The organism is Maridesulfovibrio salexigens DSM 2638, assembly GCF_000023445.1.
GTDB classification, from domain to species: domain Bacteria; phylum Desulfobacterota; class Desulfovibrionia; order Desulfovibrionales; family Desulfovibrionaceae; genus Maridesulfovibrio; species Maridesulfovibrio salexigens.
Window position 1 is genome coordinate 3,163,058 of record NC_012881.1, and the last position, 16,772, is coordinate 3,179,829.

Below are 16,772 nucleotides of genomic sequence, written 5' to 3' on the forward strand. Positions count from 1 at the left end.
GGAAAATATGAAATTACTGATCGAGAATTTTTACAATATCAAGCACGCCGAACTGGATTTCAAAAAATTCAACATACTGATCGGCCCGCAGGCTGCGGGAAAGAGTTTGATTGCGAAGGTAATGTATTTATTTGAAGAAATATACACTATTCAAAGTTCTTTGAATTATTCTGAAGATGAATTCAAAAAACATCTCCCCAAATTAGACGAATTATTTAAATCGATATTTGAGACACAACAGCTTCAACAAGATTTCTCTCTTTTTTTAAGCATTTGCCCAGATGTTGGCTGGAAAATTAGTACAAAAGGACTTCAAACTCTAAATATTAACCAGATCAAAAAAGAAAAATTCCCCGATGAAGAAAGCATTGACCTCATCAATCAAGTGAGGGAATTATTTAAGAAAAACAAACAGGAAAAAGGCTTACAAATAACCAACGATAGTATAGAAAAAATTGTTGATTTGGCACAATCAGAACTATCTAAATATGGTTCAGAAAGACACTTATTCATACCAGCTTCTCGATCATTGGTAAGCATCATTGCTGACAACACATTTTGGTTAAGCTCAAACAATGTTGAATTGTTATTGAATCGTTTTGGTCAAGTCTATACTAAGCAATTAGCATACGAAACGGCTGATAAGTGTTCGTATTCATGCCCTCCTTTGAAATCAATCATCAAAGGCGAAATAATCAAAACAACCCCCAATAAATATATTATCATCAACAAAGACCGCAAAGTAACTTTAAGTAATGCTTCTTCTGGACAACAGTCCACAATACCTATTTTAATTGCACTTAATAAACTAGAAAATTCTGCCATACAAACAACATACATCGAAGAACCAGAAGCACACATATTCCCAGATGCCCAAAACCTGCTGACCCGATACATAGCCGAAATACACAACCAGACAGGAACTAACATAACGTTAACAACACACAGCCCTTATCTGCTGACAACAGTAAATACTCTTATTTACGCTAATACCGTAGCCTCTCAAAGTGAAGAAAAGGCAGCTAAAGTAAGGGAAATCATTCCTGAAAGTGAATGGTTAAAAGCAGAAGATGTAGCTGCATACATGGTGAACGAAGACGGGACTGTAGAATCAATCTTTGACGAGGAAGAAGGATTGATTGTGGCAGACGCAATCGACGATATTTCCGATGTAATCGGCAGCAAATACAACGAGCTTCTGGACATTGAATTCGACGAAGAGGAACAGGATGACTAAAGACTGTTCAACTTCTTACGAGCAAAAGAAAATCACTCTACGTGACCCAGACAACAAATCAACCGCAATTGTAAAACTTGAATCAAATAGTGACATCAAATTTGATGTCATCGATTTTGATGGTTGCTTAATGAAAGAAAAAACGGCTTGTGATTTTGTGGTCACCACCGAACACAACGAAGCTCTTTATGTTGAGCTAAAAGGCTCAGACTTAAAACATGCTTATGCCCAAATTGAAGCAGCTGCTGTTCACTTCAAGAAGGATCATTCGAATCACAAAAAGACCGGCATTATTTCATTTTCCGGTAAGTTCGGAACACCCAAAACAAAAACTACACTTAATGCTTTAGACAGAAATCTTAAGAAAAAATTTTCATTAACAATAGTTCGGGAAAAATCTCCTCTAACGTATAAATTTAAAACGAAATAGACATACAAAAGCCCTCCCCCGGAAATTCCGAAGGAGGGCTTTACTTTAGCCAAAACAATTTAAATTTGATGAATCAATCCCGAAACGACTAAAGTCGCAGCAATCAACCACCAAAATGTCTTCCTGAATCCTGCCCGAAAGCTAGGCAAAAATCCTAACGATGGTCGTTCCACCTCATAGGTATACCTATACCCGCATTTCGGACATTTGGCAGGCAGGTCGGAAATATCCGTCCCGCATTCTATGCAATGGAACTTATCCATTACCTAACCCGAAAAACCCGCGCCCCCTCGGAGCTGTCTTCTACGTTGAAGCCAAGCTTAAGAAGCTTGTCGCGCAGACCGTCGGCTGTGGTGAAGTCTTTGTTTGCACGGGCAAGTTCACGTTGTTCGAGCAGCTCTTTGGCCTCTTCGGGCAGAGATACGAACGGCACGGGCATAGCCTCGTGATCGAGAATGCCTAGGATATCGTCAACTTCCAGCAATTGATCGAGGCAGAACTTTGCTTCCTTGGCGGAAAGCTTGCCACTACCCAGCAGGGAGTTGATGGTCTTGGTGAAACTGAACAGGATGGGCCAGAAGCGGTGCAGCATGAGGTTGTCATTCAGGGCCTGTGAAAGACCGGACTTGAGGGTGAAGACCTCTTGGTCGATGTCCTCGGAAAGCTGACCGGAATCCCCGGCGTGAATGCTCAAGCCTGCGGCAAGGTCCTGTAATTTCTGCTGGTTCTTGACCCACATGGAAATGGACTGCTCGCTGCACACCAGCGGTTTCTTATAGGATGATGAAAGCATCCACATACGTACGGCTATGGGCTGACCGGACTGCTCCAGAAGCTCATCAACACAGGGCAACACCGGACCGCCGGGAAGTACCGGCTGAGCCACCATCCATGCCTGTGGAGCGACTCTGGCTCCGGCCCAGATAGCGCGCAGGTTTTCCAGATGCGGAAAGCGATGGATTTCCCCGGCCAAGACAAGACTTACTCCGGGCAGACCTTCAAGAGCGGTCACTGCTTGCTGCATAAACCAGCTGGGGCGAACATTACCCCACTCGGTTTCGATGATGTCGCCGAGTTTGAGATCCTGCAAGGTTGCCCGCTTGAGCAGAGTGAAATCCCGCGGATTTTCCTTAACGTAATCATCCATGTCTACGGTCTTACCAAGGCTGACCTTATCGATGTCCATGTTGGACATCTGCCCGTAGCCTTTGTCGCGTGAGATATCAAAATACACGGACCGCAGCTTCTCGTAAGCCAAACCATGCGCGAGCAAAGCACGGCAAAGCTCAACAGTACGATCCACGGATTCCGAGGCACGCTCGAAGCGCATAGATTTGCGCACGCCCAGCAGATAAGCGGCCTTACGTACCGCAGTGGCGATCTCAGTGGAGAAAGTTTCGCGATCTACACCCCGCTCACGGGAGGCAGCAAGGGTCTGGTCCTCAAGATCAGCCAAACCTACCAGCGCGGAAACCTTGGCTCCTTCACGTTCCAGATGACGTGCCAGAACATCGAGCAACACTATACGCCTGAACACCTCTGGATCATAGGGATTGTCGAATGACGGCCCCATGGTAAAAAGCCCGGTTTCGGCTTCGGAAATGGAAAGAACACGATCAGCACCACTGCTTTGATCAAATATTTTCGGTCCCTTCAGAACCTGTGGACGAAATAAAGGAGTGGAAAGGTAACGCTCCCCTCCATCGGGAAAAATGGTTACAACCAGTCCATCTTCAATCTCGGAGGCAATAGCAGCAGCCCCGGCCATGGCAGCACCGGAACTCATGCCCACAAATACGCCCTCTTCCTTGGCAAGACGACGGCAGGATTCAAAAGCATCATTATCCTGTACCCGGATAACACGGTCCAGCTTCTGCTTATCGTAGATTCCGGGAGGATAGGATTCCTGCATATTCTTGAGGCCCTGAATCTTGTGCCCCGGCTCAGGCTCCACAGCGATCATCTGGATATCCTTGTTAAGCTCCTTGAGCCTTTTGGTGATACCCATCACCGTTCCGGTAGTACCGAGGCAGGCAACCACATGAGTTACTTTACCTTCGGTCTGATCCCAGATCTCCTGCCCGGTTCCTTCATAATGAGCATCAATGGAGGCCTCATTGTTATACTGATCCATGAGCAGGTATTTTTCCGGCTCCTCACGGTAGAAACGATAAGCCTGTTCAATGGCACCGTCAGTAGCAAGGTGACCGGGAGTGAGCATAATCTCAGCTCCGTAGGCACGCATGATCATCTTGCGTTCCTCGGAAGCGGTCTCCGGCATGATCAGCATCAGCTTGTATCCACGAACAGCACAAGCCATAGCCAGCCCGATCCCGGTATTACCGGAAGTAGCTTCAATAATAATTTTATCCGGGGTCAATTCCCCGCTTTTCTCGGCTTTGCGAATCATGGCCCCGGCTGCACGGTCCTTAATGGAACCGCCGGGGTTCATGGCCTCCAGCTTAGCCAGAATCTTGACATTTTTATTGGGATTGAGGACCCGCATCTCAACAAGGGGGGTTCCGCCGACCAGCTCAAGAATATCACGAGCAAACATTTTATCTAATCCTTTCAGCTAATTATCTTTAAGAAAATGAATCTCAGGCCGCGTCCTTTTTACTTCTGGCAATCATTTTGCAAACAAGGGGCAGTAGATCATCAGTGTTTGAAATCCGGGGCAAGGAATGAACCCGGCTAATTACAGCTAATAAACAGTCTGCCAAGGACGGAACAAATGTCAGCCTATCCTTTTCTTAAAGACAACATCGAAGCTCTTGCAACATACAACCCGCCCTTTTATTCCTGGCTGAGCAGTCAGGATATTGACGAAGAGAAACTGAAAGAATCTCTCTTCAAGAATAAGTGGGACATTCTCGACTGGAAAATGGAAAACGGCAGCGGCATGTTTGAATCCGTCATGCCCAACATGATCTACAAGAGCTGGCAGGCCAAAGATAAACCAGAAACCAGCGCCACCATCATTGTAGGCTGCAATGTGGGCTACGGTGTCAATCAGGTATTGATGAACACTCCCGACACCCACAAAGTCATTGTCAGCGAACCTAATCCTGAGATGCTGCTCGCCTGTCTGGGCCAGACCGACTACCGTCCTTTCATGAAGGCCGGCAAGCTCCATTTTTGCCCGGTCGATGAAAACAGCCTGATGAATATCATTAAAGAACTCGACCTTCAATTCGTATACGGCAAAATTTATTTGAGACTGGATATCCCCAGCCAGCAGATCGGACCGGAGTACGCCCGCTGGTCCTCAACCATCCACAATAAGCTGGAATCATTCACCGTTGAGATGACCACCCTGCGCCTGAAACAGGACGTAATGGTCGGCAACGAACTGGATAACTTTTCACGCATCCTTGGGGACGGCAGCATTGCTCCGCTCAAGGGAGCAGGACGCGGCATGGGCGCAGTCATTCTCGGTGCTGGTCCATCGCTGGCTAAATTCGGTCCTGAACTGGCAAAGAATCCCGGACAGGCGGTTTTCACAACCTCGCTGCAGGGTCTTCCCGCTGTACATAAGGCCGGAATCAAGCCCCACTTCTGCATCGGTATTGACTACAACGCATCTATGGGCCGTGTATACCAGCAGCTGGATCATGAATGGGCTAAAGACATTCCGCTCATCTACTCCACTAAGCTGGATCACGAAGTACTTGCCGCCTACCCCGGACCGACCATCCCCATGTGGACCGTGGGTGGACTGGGGACCTTTGCCCTGAACAACCACGAAGAAGTTTTTGATGCAGGTAGTAACGTCAGTATCACTCTGGCAAGATTCCTAGACTGGTGCGGATTCAACCATGTTCTGATGGTTGGTCAGGACTTCGCATGGAAAGGTCAGGTTTCCCACGCATCCGGCCACCAGAACTCAGGAGCCAAATATAACCCGGCAATGCTGGTGGAACTGGAAAATGCGGACGGCGAAAAGTTGACCTCCACCATCCAGTACATAACGTCCAAGCGTGAGATGGAAGACGACATCAAAAAACTGCGCACACCGTTCTACAATCTTTACGGCGGCTGTGCAGTAATCGAAGGCACCCGCAATGTGGATATGAATGAGGTAAACATGGAAGGCCTGCTCTCGGCAGTTCCGGGCAGTATGGAACATTTCAAAACAGCCATGAATATGACCGCCACTCCGCGTGACATTCCGGCATTCGAACCGCGCAGCCCGAAGTGGACCTCATCTCTGAACCACGTCACCAAGCGGCTTGAAAAACTTTTCCGCAAGCATGGTAAGAATCAGGAAGAAATCCATAAGGCGCTTCATGAAGTATATTTCTTCATCAGGCAGGACCTGCTCTACCTGCCATACCTGTACAACGAAATCCTCGATATGGCAGGGCTGGCAAGAGCAAAGTCACATTACGTGCCCAAGGACCTGCCCCATTACAAGAGGATCATCAAAAAAATCCTGACCAAGGTCCGCCACATGGACCGGGCCATGAACGTGTCCGGCAACCGCAAAGCGGCCTGAAAAGATCAACCAGACAAGAACGTCCAGTAAGTTAATTCATCATAAGAAATTCCCTTGCAGCACCTGCCCGCTGCAAGGGACTTTCGCATTAAAATTTATAGACAGATCACAGAAATTCATACCCAAAATTAATAAAATCGTCCTTATAACGCTCATTTACCAGCTTAATGAGCTCAGGGGTGTAATAATCCTTAATGTAATCAACTTTATCAGGTCTGGATTTATTCTTATGTGGAATTTCAATATCCTCCCCAAGCGCAGAAAAGAAACTTTTCATATCGTCCGCAAAATTCTCCAGTCTTAACAGGGTGAAATCATCTCGCAGACCTTCCGGCAGGGTTAAATGTGCTGTCTGAGACATGAAGTGAACATCAGAAAATTCATCCGGGCAATCGGCAATAAATCTGCAAAAATTATCAAAATTAAACGGACTGAAATATTTTTTGAAAACAGGATAAAAGAATTCATCTGGAGCAACACGCATCACATGAGAATACACTGATGCAAGTCGGGTATAAGGATTTCTGACTATGGCAAACTTAGTGTATTCATCAAAATAAGAAATACTTATTTCTCCATAATTTCTTTGTTTTTTATAATGAACACACTGATTCTCATACTTCCTAAACAGCTGCTCAAGAATAAACTCCGTGCTTGAAAGACCGTTTTTGCATATTTCTAAAAATAAAAGTTTTTTTCCTTCAATAACTGAAAAATTTCTAGACGAAGGAATACGCCTGAAAAGACTTACCTCTTTACCGAAATCACAAGTTATCAACTTCGCTATTTCAGCAAGTTTATCTAGCTTACCATCAATATCAATTATGCAAAACGCATCATACTTAGCACAATCATATTCATTCAATCTGCCACGTAAATCATTATTCAGGTTAGTCACAAAACAACTACCTGCGGGCAAAATTACATTACCGCCTAAACAACTGAAAAAACGCTTTTGAGCATCCTTATCCAAGGCAATATTAAAAACGTAAAACACTCTGTCATTATTTAGAGATGGAATAGTTTTAAGAATGCTCATTTTACTTTTATCAATCATATTGAAATCGTCATAGACATCATAGGAGCGATCTATTTGACTATATATGTAAAAGGATGAACACCCAAACGAAACAAGAATATCTGAAATTTCTTTAAAAAATATTGACGCTATAATAATTATACATCTTTCATACTTATGGACATCTGCAACATTCACAACAGGAACAGATCCTATTGCGCCAGATGTTTTATAACTATCCATAAAACAACTAACTATGATATCTTTACGTTCTTTCTTAATGGCAGCGAACAATCCTTGCCCTACTTCACCAGAACCATAAATAACAACATCAGAACCAAATTCAATATCATTGATATTATAAATATAATCAAATTTCAAAACGCACCATTTTCCTACATAGGGTTACAAAATAAAATCACAAGAAATCCCCAATAAAGACATCTTTCACTGAAATGTATACGACACCATCCACTCAATTACAATCAAGACGTGTTTTAATATGGCATTAGTTAAAACCTTATTTAGCGCAATGATTCCCTTGAATCCTCTCCCGTCAGCGTGTAAACCGTGCCCATGAGTGATAATAAGCAAGACATGCCCTATCTCATGGAAGACGGCACACTGGTTATCCCGTTCTCTTGTCCGGACCACGAGTACAAGTACTGGAAAAAGGAAGGAAAAAAGCTTTCCGAAGTACTTGCTGATCTCAATACCGACAAAGAGACATGGTATAAATTTACCACAGACAAGCACCCGGATGATGCTCCTGCAAAGGAAGAATCAGGTGATGGTGAGGAGTAGGTAATTGAATTCGTTTATTCACAGGAATCAGACCCTCTGCCATTACTTTCTGGGCTCCCTGCCCCTGATGCTGATATTCGCGGCCCTTTTTTTCAACTTCGGCAGCGAAGCGGAAGTACTGGCCTTTTTCAAGGCCCATTCGCAGGCACACCCGGACATGAAATCCTTTGCCAAGATCGTGACCAACTGGGGCAACGCAGCCCTTTACCCGATTTACATCTGGTTTCTGATCACGGGTATCAAGCAGCGTAAGACTGATAAATCAAAGTTGCGTTTTGCTCTTGTTTTTCTTGCTGTGCAGCTGGCTGTCAGCCTGATCGCAGTACGCTTTCTGAAAATTGCCATAGGCAAACCCCGTCCGGGCGAAGGTACGTTTTTCGAACCTATGTCCATGAGGGGCGCCTATCATTCCATGCCTTCGGGCCATACATGTGAAATTTACGGGGCAAGCCTGCCCTTGATTCTACGCTATCGTAACCTGCTGCTGACCTTGGGACTGGGCATTTTTGCCGCAACCGTGGCCTTCAGCCGAATTTACCTGAACTGGCACCACCCCAGCGATGTTTTCTGCGGCTGGATGCTGGGATCAGTAGCCGGATTCGCCATTCACCTTTTTTCCAAAGAGGACTAGTCCATGCGCTATGAGAAAAGACCGTTCATCTGGGACATCATGGAAGCCAACCCGTGGCTCAGTGTCCTGTTCATAATCTTTCTGCAATCCATATTCACAATGGATTACCGCTCACTGTGGTTTTCCGATGAAGTCCGCTACGCTGATGTCTACACCCAGATGAAGGATGCCGGGCACTGGCTGGTTATGTACTTAAACGGCGTTGCCTACCCGGACAAACCGCCGGTATACTTCTGGTTTCTGTCCCTGATCGATACGCTGACCCCGGCAGACGGCATCAGTGTATTTTTCCTCGGTTCAGCACTTTCCGCTGCATTTTTCCTGCTTTCCACTGTGGCCCTTGCCCGTACCCTTGGTTGCGGACGCAAGACAGCCCTTGCTACCGGACTAGTGCTGCTGAGCAATATTTTCTTCATCGGCATAGCCCATTATTCACGCATGGACCTGCTCTTCGGCAGTTTCATTCTCTGGGCTAACATCTGTCTGTATAAAGGATTCCAGAACCGGGATTCCGGGAGATACTTCCTCTGGGCGTTCGGTTTCATGGGAATCGCAACCCTGACCAAAGGTCCTCTGGGACTTATCTTTCCCCTGCTCACTGCGGCCTGCTTCCTGATCTGGAAAGGCAAAACAAAACTGCTGCGCGATAAAAGCCTGCTTAAAGGGCTTGGTATCCTGCTAGCAATTCTTCTGGCATGGGTTGTAGGTGCGCTCATTGTGGACGGAACATCTTTCATCCACAATATCTTCTACAAACAAATCTACCAGCGAGCTGTAAGCTCCTTCCACCATGAAGAGCCTTTCCAGTATTACCTGATAGCATTCCCTCTGGCATGGCTGCCGTGGACACTGGCAATATTCGCTGCACCTTTGAAACAGATCTTCTCCATTGACCACTGGGTAAAAGTAACTTCCCAACGCAAAAGCACTCAGAACGAAGGTCGTGACTGGGCTTGGATTATGTTCATCAGCGGCTTTGTGTTGCTTACCTGTTTAAGCATCAAGGTTCTGATTTACATCCTGCCCCTTTTCGCCCCGCTCGCCATGCTGACCGCACGGGGACTTCTCGGCGAAGACGGACAGGAACCGGTTCTCGATTCCAAGAAACTCTGGATTGCCATTGCCGGATTCTATCTGCTGCTCGCTGTGGCTGCGCCTTTTGCAGAAGTGCTGATTCCCTTTGATATTACCCTGCACGGCCTCTCTTTCACTGTCCTGATCATGGGACTTGCCGGACTGTCCCTGCTCAAATTCAAAGACTCAGGCGCGTATAAAGGTTTGCTGGTCATGACTGCCGCCATGCTTCTCTGGCTCCAGCCGCTGGCCCTGCTTACCCTGCCCTCACTTGATCCGCTCATGAGTCCACGCCAGACCGGTGAGATGATGAAAGAGTACGTTGCCGAAGGCAGCTATCCTATGGCTCACAAAATATACTCCGGTATTTTCACATACTACGCCGGCACCAACATCCACGAAACCAGCGACCTTAAAGAGATTGCAAAGGTTCTCGAAGAAAAAGACAATGTGATCCTGATCATGCAGAAAAAATACTATGACCGCTGGGAAGACAAGCCTGAAGGAATCACTGTAGTTAATGAGCAATTCATCTCCGACCGGCCTTACATGCTGATCAAAAAATAACCAACAGCTGCAATAAAAAACAGTAGAACCCCGCTCCCGCTTTACAGGGAGCGGGGTTTTTTATTTTCAAAAATCCACGGACCGTGCTATCGTCATACCATTAGCAACAATTACAACCGACTATATATCCAATTCATTTCATATTCCCGGAGATGATCATGGGCCGCTCTAAAAACATACTTTTCATCGATAACGATAAAGATCAGCTGCGAAAACTTGATAAACAGTTAAGTGCTTTGAAAAAACGCTGGCAGGTTGACTACGCTTCAAACAAAGATGAAACCATGGCCCAGCTCAGAACACGGCCTTATGATATCATTGCCATGGAACTTCATGTAGACGGTTTCGAAGGGGAAGAACTTCTTGATGAAATCAAATACCGCCAGCCCGGAAGCATTAGATTCATCATTTCCGAATCAGTAGACTCGGAAAACTACATTAGATTTGTCAAATACGCCCACCAGTTCATAACCAAACCTTATCTTCAGTCAGAATTAATTGGAAAAATCAAAAAAAGCCTGCGCCTGAAGCATGTATTTCTTAACGAACGAGCTTCAAAAGGAATTGCCTCCATTGAAGAACTTCCATCCATGCCGGAACTCTTTTTAAAGCTTGAAAGAGAACTGAATAAAGAGGATGTGATTATCAGCAATATCGGCAAGATGATAGCTGAAGACATGAGCATGACTGCTGGACTGTTAAAGCTGGTCAATTCACCATTTTTCGGTCTCTATTCCAAAGTAACCAAACCAGAACAGGCCGTTACCCTGTTGGGTCTTGATAACCTCAAAGGACTTGTGCTCGGCATTCATCTGTTCAACTCTACTAAGGGCGCCAAAATTGACTTTTCCATAGAGGAACTTGGCAAACACTGCCAATACACAGCCCTTATGGCCCGGGCCATAATCAAGGCTGAAGGCGGCAGCAATGAACAGGCAGAGCACACCTTCCTAGCCGGATTCCTGCACGATATAGGCAAGCTGGTCCTTGCCACATCATACCCGGATGAATACAGAACAATCCTGAGCATAGTGCGTGAAACAAATACCCCGGTTCCCGAAGCGGAGAAGGATATCCTGGGATTCACACACGCAGAAGTAGGAGCCTACCTGCTCGCTATCTGGGGATTTGACGAAGACGTAGTTGAAGCAATCTATTGCCACCACAGTCCGCAAAGGCTCGGCAGCGTAGACTTGAGCCCGGCTGTCGCAATCCATGTCGCTAATTCATTTGACCATGAATTGCGGGTCAAAAACAGCGAATACGCTCCACACCTGCTTTCTGCTGATTGGCTTGAACAAAATGAGTTCGGCTCGAAGCTTCCTGAATGGCTGCAAATATGTGCCGAAACAATGGAAGAAGAAGCAAGAGCAATATAGAGAAACACCCCGTCAAATCTATACTGATTTGACGGGGTGTTTTATTTCATAAAATAAGTTTCAACTATCCGGTAAATCTGCATGCTATGGGCATACGCCATCCAGTACCAAAGGCCCTTGAAGTAATTTTAAGCCCCGGAGCTGCCTGCTTACGCTTAAACTCTGAAATTCTGATCAAGCGCAATACATGCTGCACAGTCTCAACATCAAATCCGGTTTCAGCAATAATTTCACTCTCAGCCTTATGGCCTTCCACCCGCAATTCGATGATCCGGTCCAGCACATCATACGGAGGCAATGAATCTTCATCCTTCTGCCCCGGACGCAACTCTGCGGACGGCGGTTTCTCAATAATCGCCACAGGGATGATCTCGCCCCTGCCCTGCTCATTCAGCCAGCGACAGACCCGAAAGACAAGAGTCTTGTACAGGTCGGAGATTACAGCCAGACCTCCGGCCATGTCGCCGTAGATTGTACAATAACCAACAGCCAGTTCACTCTTGTTTCCGGTGGTGACCAGCAACGCGCCCATCTTGTTTGAAATCGCCATGACAAGATTTCCGCGGATACGTGACTGAATATTCTCTTCAGTAACGTTGGCGGGCAATCCTTCAAAAGTCGGTGCAAGGGCTTCCTCAAATTGCCCCATGAGCTTATCGATGGGGATGGTTGTGCAGTTGATGCCGATATTCTTCACCAGATCCAAAGAATCATCAACGCTGCCCTTGCTGGAATACGGGGACGGCATAAGTACTCCGGTAACATTTTCGGCACCGAGGGCCTCAGCAGCAACAGCAGCAGTCAGAGCAGAATCAATACCCCCGGAAAGACCAAGCACTACTTTACTGAAGCCGGTCTTGCCGAGATAGTCACGCAGTCCGAGAACCATGGCCTGCCATGCCTCGGCCTCTTCGCAAAAATCGTCTTCCTCAATGCGTCCGGCAGAACAGTCAGATTCAACAATAACCACGTCTTCCACGAAACCGTGTCCACGGGCAACCAGATCACCGTCTGTATTGAAAGCACAACTACGCCCATCAAAGACCAGATCATCATTACCGCCAACCTGGTTGGCATAAAAAACCGGGACCTTGTATTTGGAAGCGATATCACCGAGAAGCTTCTCACGAGTCCGCTGTTTGCCGATACTGAAGGGAGAAGCGGAAAGGTTGACCAGAACATCTGGATTCATATCCATAATCTGCGGAATTGGGTTACTTCCGTAACGTCTTCCATTGTTATTTTCGCGGTCATTCCAAACATCTTCGCAGATGGTCACCCCGATTTTCAAACCGTCAAACTCAAAGAAATTTATATTTTCAGCAGGTTCAAAATAGCGCTGCTCGTCAAATACATCATAGGTAGGCAGCAACCATTTATAAAAGACTTTTGGAACAGCTCCATGCTCGATCAGCCATGCGGCGTTACGCAAAGGATTACCGATACCTTCATGGTTAAGGTCCACTCCCCCGGCCAGCAGAGCCATACCCTCTGGCATACGCCTTGAAATCTCAGAAACAGCTTCACGGCAACGGCAGACAAAATCCGCATTGAGCAGCAGATCCCGCGGAGGATAGCCGGTCAGGGCAAGTTCAGAAGTAAGGCAAAGCCTTGCACCGCGCTTAGCGGCCTTTCTAACTCCATCAAGGATGAGTTCTACGTTTCCTTCAAGATCGCCAACTGTCAGGTTGAGCTGCAACAGGGCTATTTTCATTTATTCATGTCCGTCCTTAATATATTTGGGATGGGGAGTACGTAACGTCTGAAAGAGCAGTTGTCCATTGTCAGGGGACAAATAATTATCAGCCTCTCAGACTCTTAACCTTGCACTGAATATGCTGGAATGCTAAACAGTTGTCTATATCTAAAGCAAGAGCACGGGAATTTGCCCAACTAATCAACCAACGGATTGAAATTGTTAAAAATAGATAAAGTACAAACCAGAATCGGGGTTCTGATCGTAGCTATATCCCTAATTTCATTCATTGTTTCCGGGGCATACGATTACAGTTCCATGCGTAGAAACATGCTCGATGAGCTCAACCAAAAGGCTGACGGCCTCGTTGAAAGGCTCTCCGAATCCCTGATTACTCCGCTCTGGAATGTCGATCAGGCTGCAATCAACCGTATCCTGCTATCTGAAATGAACGACAAACGCATCAAGGCCATTCTGGTTACAGAAGACAACGGAAACAATGTTTTTGCCGGAAAGATGCGTGACGAAACATGGAACATAATCAATTTCAAAAGCTGGCCCATCGGCAAATTCGTTAAACGCAAGACCGAAATTTCAATCATGAACCAGCCTATCGGGGCTGTTGAGATCTTTCTTTCCCCTAAATTTATTGACGATGAGCTATCTCAATCACTTCTTAATTCACTACTGCGCACAATGCTGCTGGTTATCCTGATCAACCTTGCACTGTTTGTGACCATGCGCAGGATTCTCATTTCTCCCATAACCAAATTAAGCCAGACTGCCAGACAGATTTCGCTGGATAAAAACTACAGCTCGCGGGTGCAAATCGAATGCAAAGGAGAAATGGAAAGCCTAGTCAAAAACTTCAACAATATGCTGCAACAAATTGAAGAGCAGGACCTTAAGCTCAAGCAATACAGCGGACAGTTGCAGGAAAAGATTCATCAAAGCAATAAAAACCTTGAAAAAAGTTACCGCGAACTGAAAATCATCAACCGCGAGCTGGAAATAGCCAAGGATGAAGCGGAAGCTGCATCCAAATCCAAAAGTGAATTCATGGCCAACGTCAGCCATGAAATCCGCACTCCCATGAATGCCATCATCGGTATGGCCGATCTGACCATGGAGACCGATCTTTCTTCCAAGCAACGAGAATTCATAAAAATCATCATCAGTTCGGGTAAGGTTCTGCTGCGGCTGATAAACGATATTCTCGACTTCTCAAAAATAGAAGCCGGCAAACTCAGCCTCGAAGAAGTTAATTTCAACCTGCACCAGCTTATCCATGACATCAGCGATCTTTTTGTTGAACAAATGGTTGCCTCACAGACGGAACTGGTTATTGATATACGCCCCGGCGTGCCTCAGCGTATTATAGGTGACCCCTTGCGGCTCCGTCAGGTTCTGGTCAACATTACAGCCAATGCGTTTAAATTTACCAGCAAAGGTGAAATCATAATTACTGTTTCCGCAGACCAGATAAACGCCACCAAAACTGAAATTGTGTTTGCTATCAAGGATACAGGAATTGGAATTCCTGAAGAAGTGCAACCCCATCTTTTTGAAGCTTTCAAGCAGGCGGACGGTTCCACAACCCGCAAATACGGTGGAACAGGTCTGGGACTTTCCATCTCCAAACGCATCGTCAATCTCATGGGCGGGAATATCTGGTTCCGCAGCAGACCGGAAGACGGCAGTACATTTTTCTTCACCATCACTCCTAATGTGGCAGTGGAAACATCTCTGATTGAATTCGAAATTCCGCAGGAACTCAAAAATAAACCGGTTCTGGTGGTAGACGACAACTTCGCGGTCCGCAGCGTACTGGTGCGCTATCTTAAACAATTCGGATTCCAGCCCACCAGCGTTGCCAGTGCTGAAGAAGCAATCAAAATTATTGAAGACAGGAAAGATGACCAATTCAAACTACTCATTATTGACCTCAAACTGCCCGGTATGAATGGAGATGAGGCAAGTATTGAAATCCGCAAGACCTACAGCAAAGAAGAACTCCCCATACTAATGATCACTGCAACAGAGCTCAATTCCGCCCTGAGTAAGGCCCAAAACGCTCAAATAAACAGAATGATCAGTAAACCGCTCAAACAGGCCACCCTCTTCAATTCCATCATGGAAACTTTCGGTTATGATGTACCCAAAGAGTACTCTTACGAACCGTCAAAACCGATTAAAGATGAATTCAAATCCTTCAGACTGCTTCTTGTTGAAGACAACCCCATAAACCAGCAGGTTGCGGAACAAATACTTGAACCCACCGGAATTGAAATTTCTTCAGCACCTAATGGTGCGGAAGCTGTCAGAATGGTGCAGGAAGCAGGCTATGACATCGTTCTTATGGATATACAGATGCCGGAAATGGACGGTTATGAGGCAACAACCATAATCCGTAATGACCTGAAAATGAAAGAGCTGCCGATCATCGCCATGACAGCCCACGCCATGCGCGGTGACAAAGAAAAATGTATTGCTTCCGGCATGGACGATTATATTCCAAAGCCAATTGATAAAGAACTGATGATCAGCATCATCCGCAACCACCTGAAACAGGATAAAAAGACTGTACAGCCTGTCGCCACTTCCCCAAAAGAAGAATCAGACCCCACGCAGGGGGATGACACTCAATTAAGGGAAATAAACGTTCCCGAAGTTCTGGAAAGAATTGGTGGGGATATGGGAATTTTGGTCAGCATCCTGCGTAATTTCAGGGAGTACAACAAAGATTTTAATACAGATCTGCAAAAATTGCTTCAAACAGATCAACTCAAGGAAGCCGGAGACAAGGCGCATACCCTGAAAGGTTCAGCCGCAAACATTTCCGCAACCGAATTGGCTATTGCTGCCCTTGAACTGGAGAAAAGCTGCAAATCTGACCTGAAGGAAGATGCTGAACTTGCCCTAGAAAAAACAACTGAGAAACTCAATCTGCTTTATGGAGAAATTGCGCTTCTTGAAAAGGATTTTGACTAGGACAGAATATCAGAACACGGTACATTCATTCAGTTGAAATAAATTCATATTTGAGGCAGAAATCATTAATAAATATTGACTGTAAAAGAGGATTTTAAATATGGCGTTAATGTTTGGAAGCCCCAACCGCAAGACAAACAGGACCATTGAAGATGCTAAAAAAGACCAGCGTCTTGATATGGCCCGCACCCTTTATCTAGGCGGAAAAGTAAAAATTGTGACCACCGAAGAAGTCCCGAACAGGGAAGTTCTCGGAACATTCGGTCTAATCGTTTGTCGAAGCTACAACTTCGACAATGCATTTTACGGCCTCATCGCACAGGCAATTGATGCCAATGCCGATGCGATTGTGGGCTACCGAGAATCTGTCTCATTTCATCCTGAAGGGGACAAATTCTATTCCTGCTACGGCACAGCCGTTCGCCTGAAAAAAGTTAAATAAAAAAA

At 45.9% G+C, this 16,772-nt stretch carries 12 protein-coding genes; 9 read left to right on the forward strand and 3 right to left on the reverse strand.

The genetic code is table 11. The features are described from left to right. Positions 1-7 precede the first annotated feature (7 nt). Positions 8-1,237: an AAA family ATPase gene (locus DESAL_RS14485; RefSeq protein WP_015852728.1), complete on the forward strand. Its 1,230-nt coding sequence runs from the start codon at positions 8-10 to the stop codon at positions 1,235-1,237. Next, positions 1,230-1,667, forward strand: coding sequence for a hypothetical protein (locus DESAL_RS14490; RefSeq protein ID WP_015852729.1), 438 nt, complete (start codon positions 1,230-1,232; stop codon positions 1,665-1,667). The genes DESAL_RS14485 and DESAL_RS14490 overlap by 8 nt, the downstream gene beginning before the upstream one ends. A 262-nt stretch (positions 1,668-1,929) precedes the next feature. Here the strand turns inward: DESAL_RS14490 and DESAL_RS14495 are convergent, their stop codons facing one another. Beyond that, positions 1,930-4,224 (reverse strand): cysteine synthase, encoded by a 2,295-nt coding sequence (locus DESAL_RS14495; protein WP_015852730.1) that lies wholly within the window; start codon positions 4,222-4,224, stop codon positions 1,930-1,932. Positions 4,225-4,401: 177 nt separating this feature from the next. Here DESAL_RS14495 and DESAL_RS14500 point away from each other — a divergent pair, with 177 nt between their 5' ends. Next, positions 4,402-6,165, forward strand: a complete 1,764-nt coding sequence (locus DESAL_RS14500) for a motility associated factor glycosyltransferase family protein (protein WP_015852731.1) — start codon at positions 4,402-4,404, stop codon at positions 6,163-6,165. Between the two features lie 106 nt (positions 6,166-6,271). On the opposite strand, the gene DESAL_RS14505 is transcribed toward DESAL_RS14500, so the two are convergent. Further along, positions 6,272-7,564: a sulfotransferase family 2 domain-containing protein gene (locus DESAL_RS14505; RefSeq protein ID WP_015852732.1), complete on the reverse strand. Its 1,293-nt coding sequence runs from the start codon at positions 7,562-7,564 to the stop codon at positions 6,272-6,274. Positions 7,565-7,759: 195 nt separating this feature from the next. On the opposite strand from DESAL_RS14505, the gene DESAL_RS14510 reads away from it, so the two are divergent. The 4 genes from DESAL_RS14510 to DESAL_RS14525 all read left to right on the forward strand — a co-directional run bounded on the left by DESAL_RS14510 (position 7,760) and on the right by DESAL_RS14525 (position 11,638). After that, entirely contained in the window at positions 7,760-7,987 is a 228-nt protein-coding gene (locus DESAL_RS14510; RefSeq protein WP_015852733.1) for a hypothetical protein, read from the forward strand. A 4-nt stretch (positions 7,988-7,991) separates the two neighbouring features. Beyond that, positions 7,992-8,618 carry a phosphatase PAP2 family protein gene (locus DESAL_RS14515; RefSeq protein WP_015852734.1) on the forward strand — a complete coding sequence of 209 codons (627 nt, stop codon included), beginning with the start codon at positions 7,992-7,994 and terminating at the stop codon, positions 8,616-8,618. Between the two features lie 3 nt (positions 8,619-8,621). Next, positions 8,622-10,259 (forward strand): ArnT family glycosyltransferase, encoded by a 1,638-nt coding sequence (locus tag DESAL_RS14520; RefSeq protein ID WP_015852735.1) that lies wholly within the window; start codon positions 8,622-8,624, stop codon positions 10,257-10,259. Positions 10,260-10,417: 158 nt separating this feature from the next. Next, positions 10,418-11,638, forward strand: a complete 1,221-nt coding sequence (locus tag DESAL_RS14525) for a response regulator (protein WP_015852736.1) — start codon at positions 10,418-10,420, stop codon at positions 11,636-11,638. Positions 11,639-11,702: 64 nt separating this feature from the next. Here DESAL_RS14525 and DESAL_RS14530 read toward each other — a convergent pair whose 3' ends face one another. Next, positions 11,703-13,352: an NAD+ synthase gene (locus DESAL_RS14530; RefSeq protein ID WP_015852737.1), complete on the reverse strand. Its 1,650-nt coding sequence runs from the start codon at positions 13,350-13,352 to the stop codon at positions 11,703-11,705. 201 nt (positions 13,353-13,553) lie between these two features. Between DESAL_RS14530 and DESAL_RS14535 the strand changes: the two genes are divergently transcribed. Further along, a complete protein-coding gene (locus tag DESAL_RS14535; RefSeq protein ID WP_015852738.1) occupies positions 13,554-16,325 on the forward strand; it encodes a hybrid sensor histidine kinase/response regulator in 2,772 nt (923 codons plus the stop codon). 100 nt (positions 16,326-16,425) lie between these two features. After that, positions 16,426-16,767 carry a hypothetical protein gene (locus DESAL_RS14540; protein WP_015852739.1) on the forward strand — a complete coding sequence of 114 codons (342 nt, stop codon included), beginning with the start codon at positions 16,426-16,428 and terminating at the stop codon, positions 16,765-16,767. Positions 16,768-16,772 lie beyond the last annotated feature (5 nt).

Bases quoted from the DNA above. Each gene is read 5' to 3' on its own strand.
- DESAL_RS14485 (WP_015852728.1), top strand. From the start codon at position 8: ATGAAATTACTGATCGAGAATTTTTACAATATCAAGCACGCCGAACTG.
- DESAL_RS14490 (WP_015852729.1), top strand. From the start codon at position 1,230: ATGACTAAAGACTGTTCAACTTCTTACGAGCAAAAGAAAATCACTCTA.
- DESAL_RS14495 (WP_015852730.1), bottom strand. From the start codon at position 4,224: ATGTTTGCTCGTGATATTCTTGAGCTGGTCGGCGGAACCCCCCTTGTT.
- DESAL_RS14500 (WP_015852731.1), top strand. From the start codon at position 4,402: ATGTCAGCCTATCCTTTTCTTAAAGACAACATCGAAGCTCTTGCAACA.
- DESAL_RS14510 (WP_015852733.1), top strand. From the start codon at position 7,760: ATGAGTGATAATAAGCAAGACATGCCCTATCTCATGGAAGACGGCACA.
- DESAL_RS14520 (WP_015852735.1), top strand. From the start codon at position 8,622: ATGCGCTATGAGAAAAGACCGTTCATCTGGGACATCATGGAAGCCAAC.
- DESAL_RS14525 (WP_015852736.1), top strand. From the start codon at position 10,418: ATGGGCCGCTCTAAAAACATACTTTTCATCGATAACGATAAAGATCAG.
- DESAL_RS14530 (WP_015852737.1), bottom strand. From the start codon at position 13,352: ATGAAAATAGCCCTGTTGCAGCTCAACCTGACAGTTGGCGATCTTGAA.
- DESAL_RS14540 (WP_015852739.1), top strand. From the start codon at position 16,426: ATGGCGTTAATGTTTGGAAGCCCCAACCGCAAGACAAACAGGACCATT.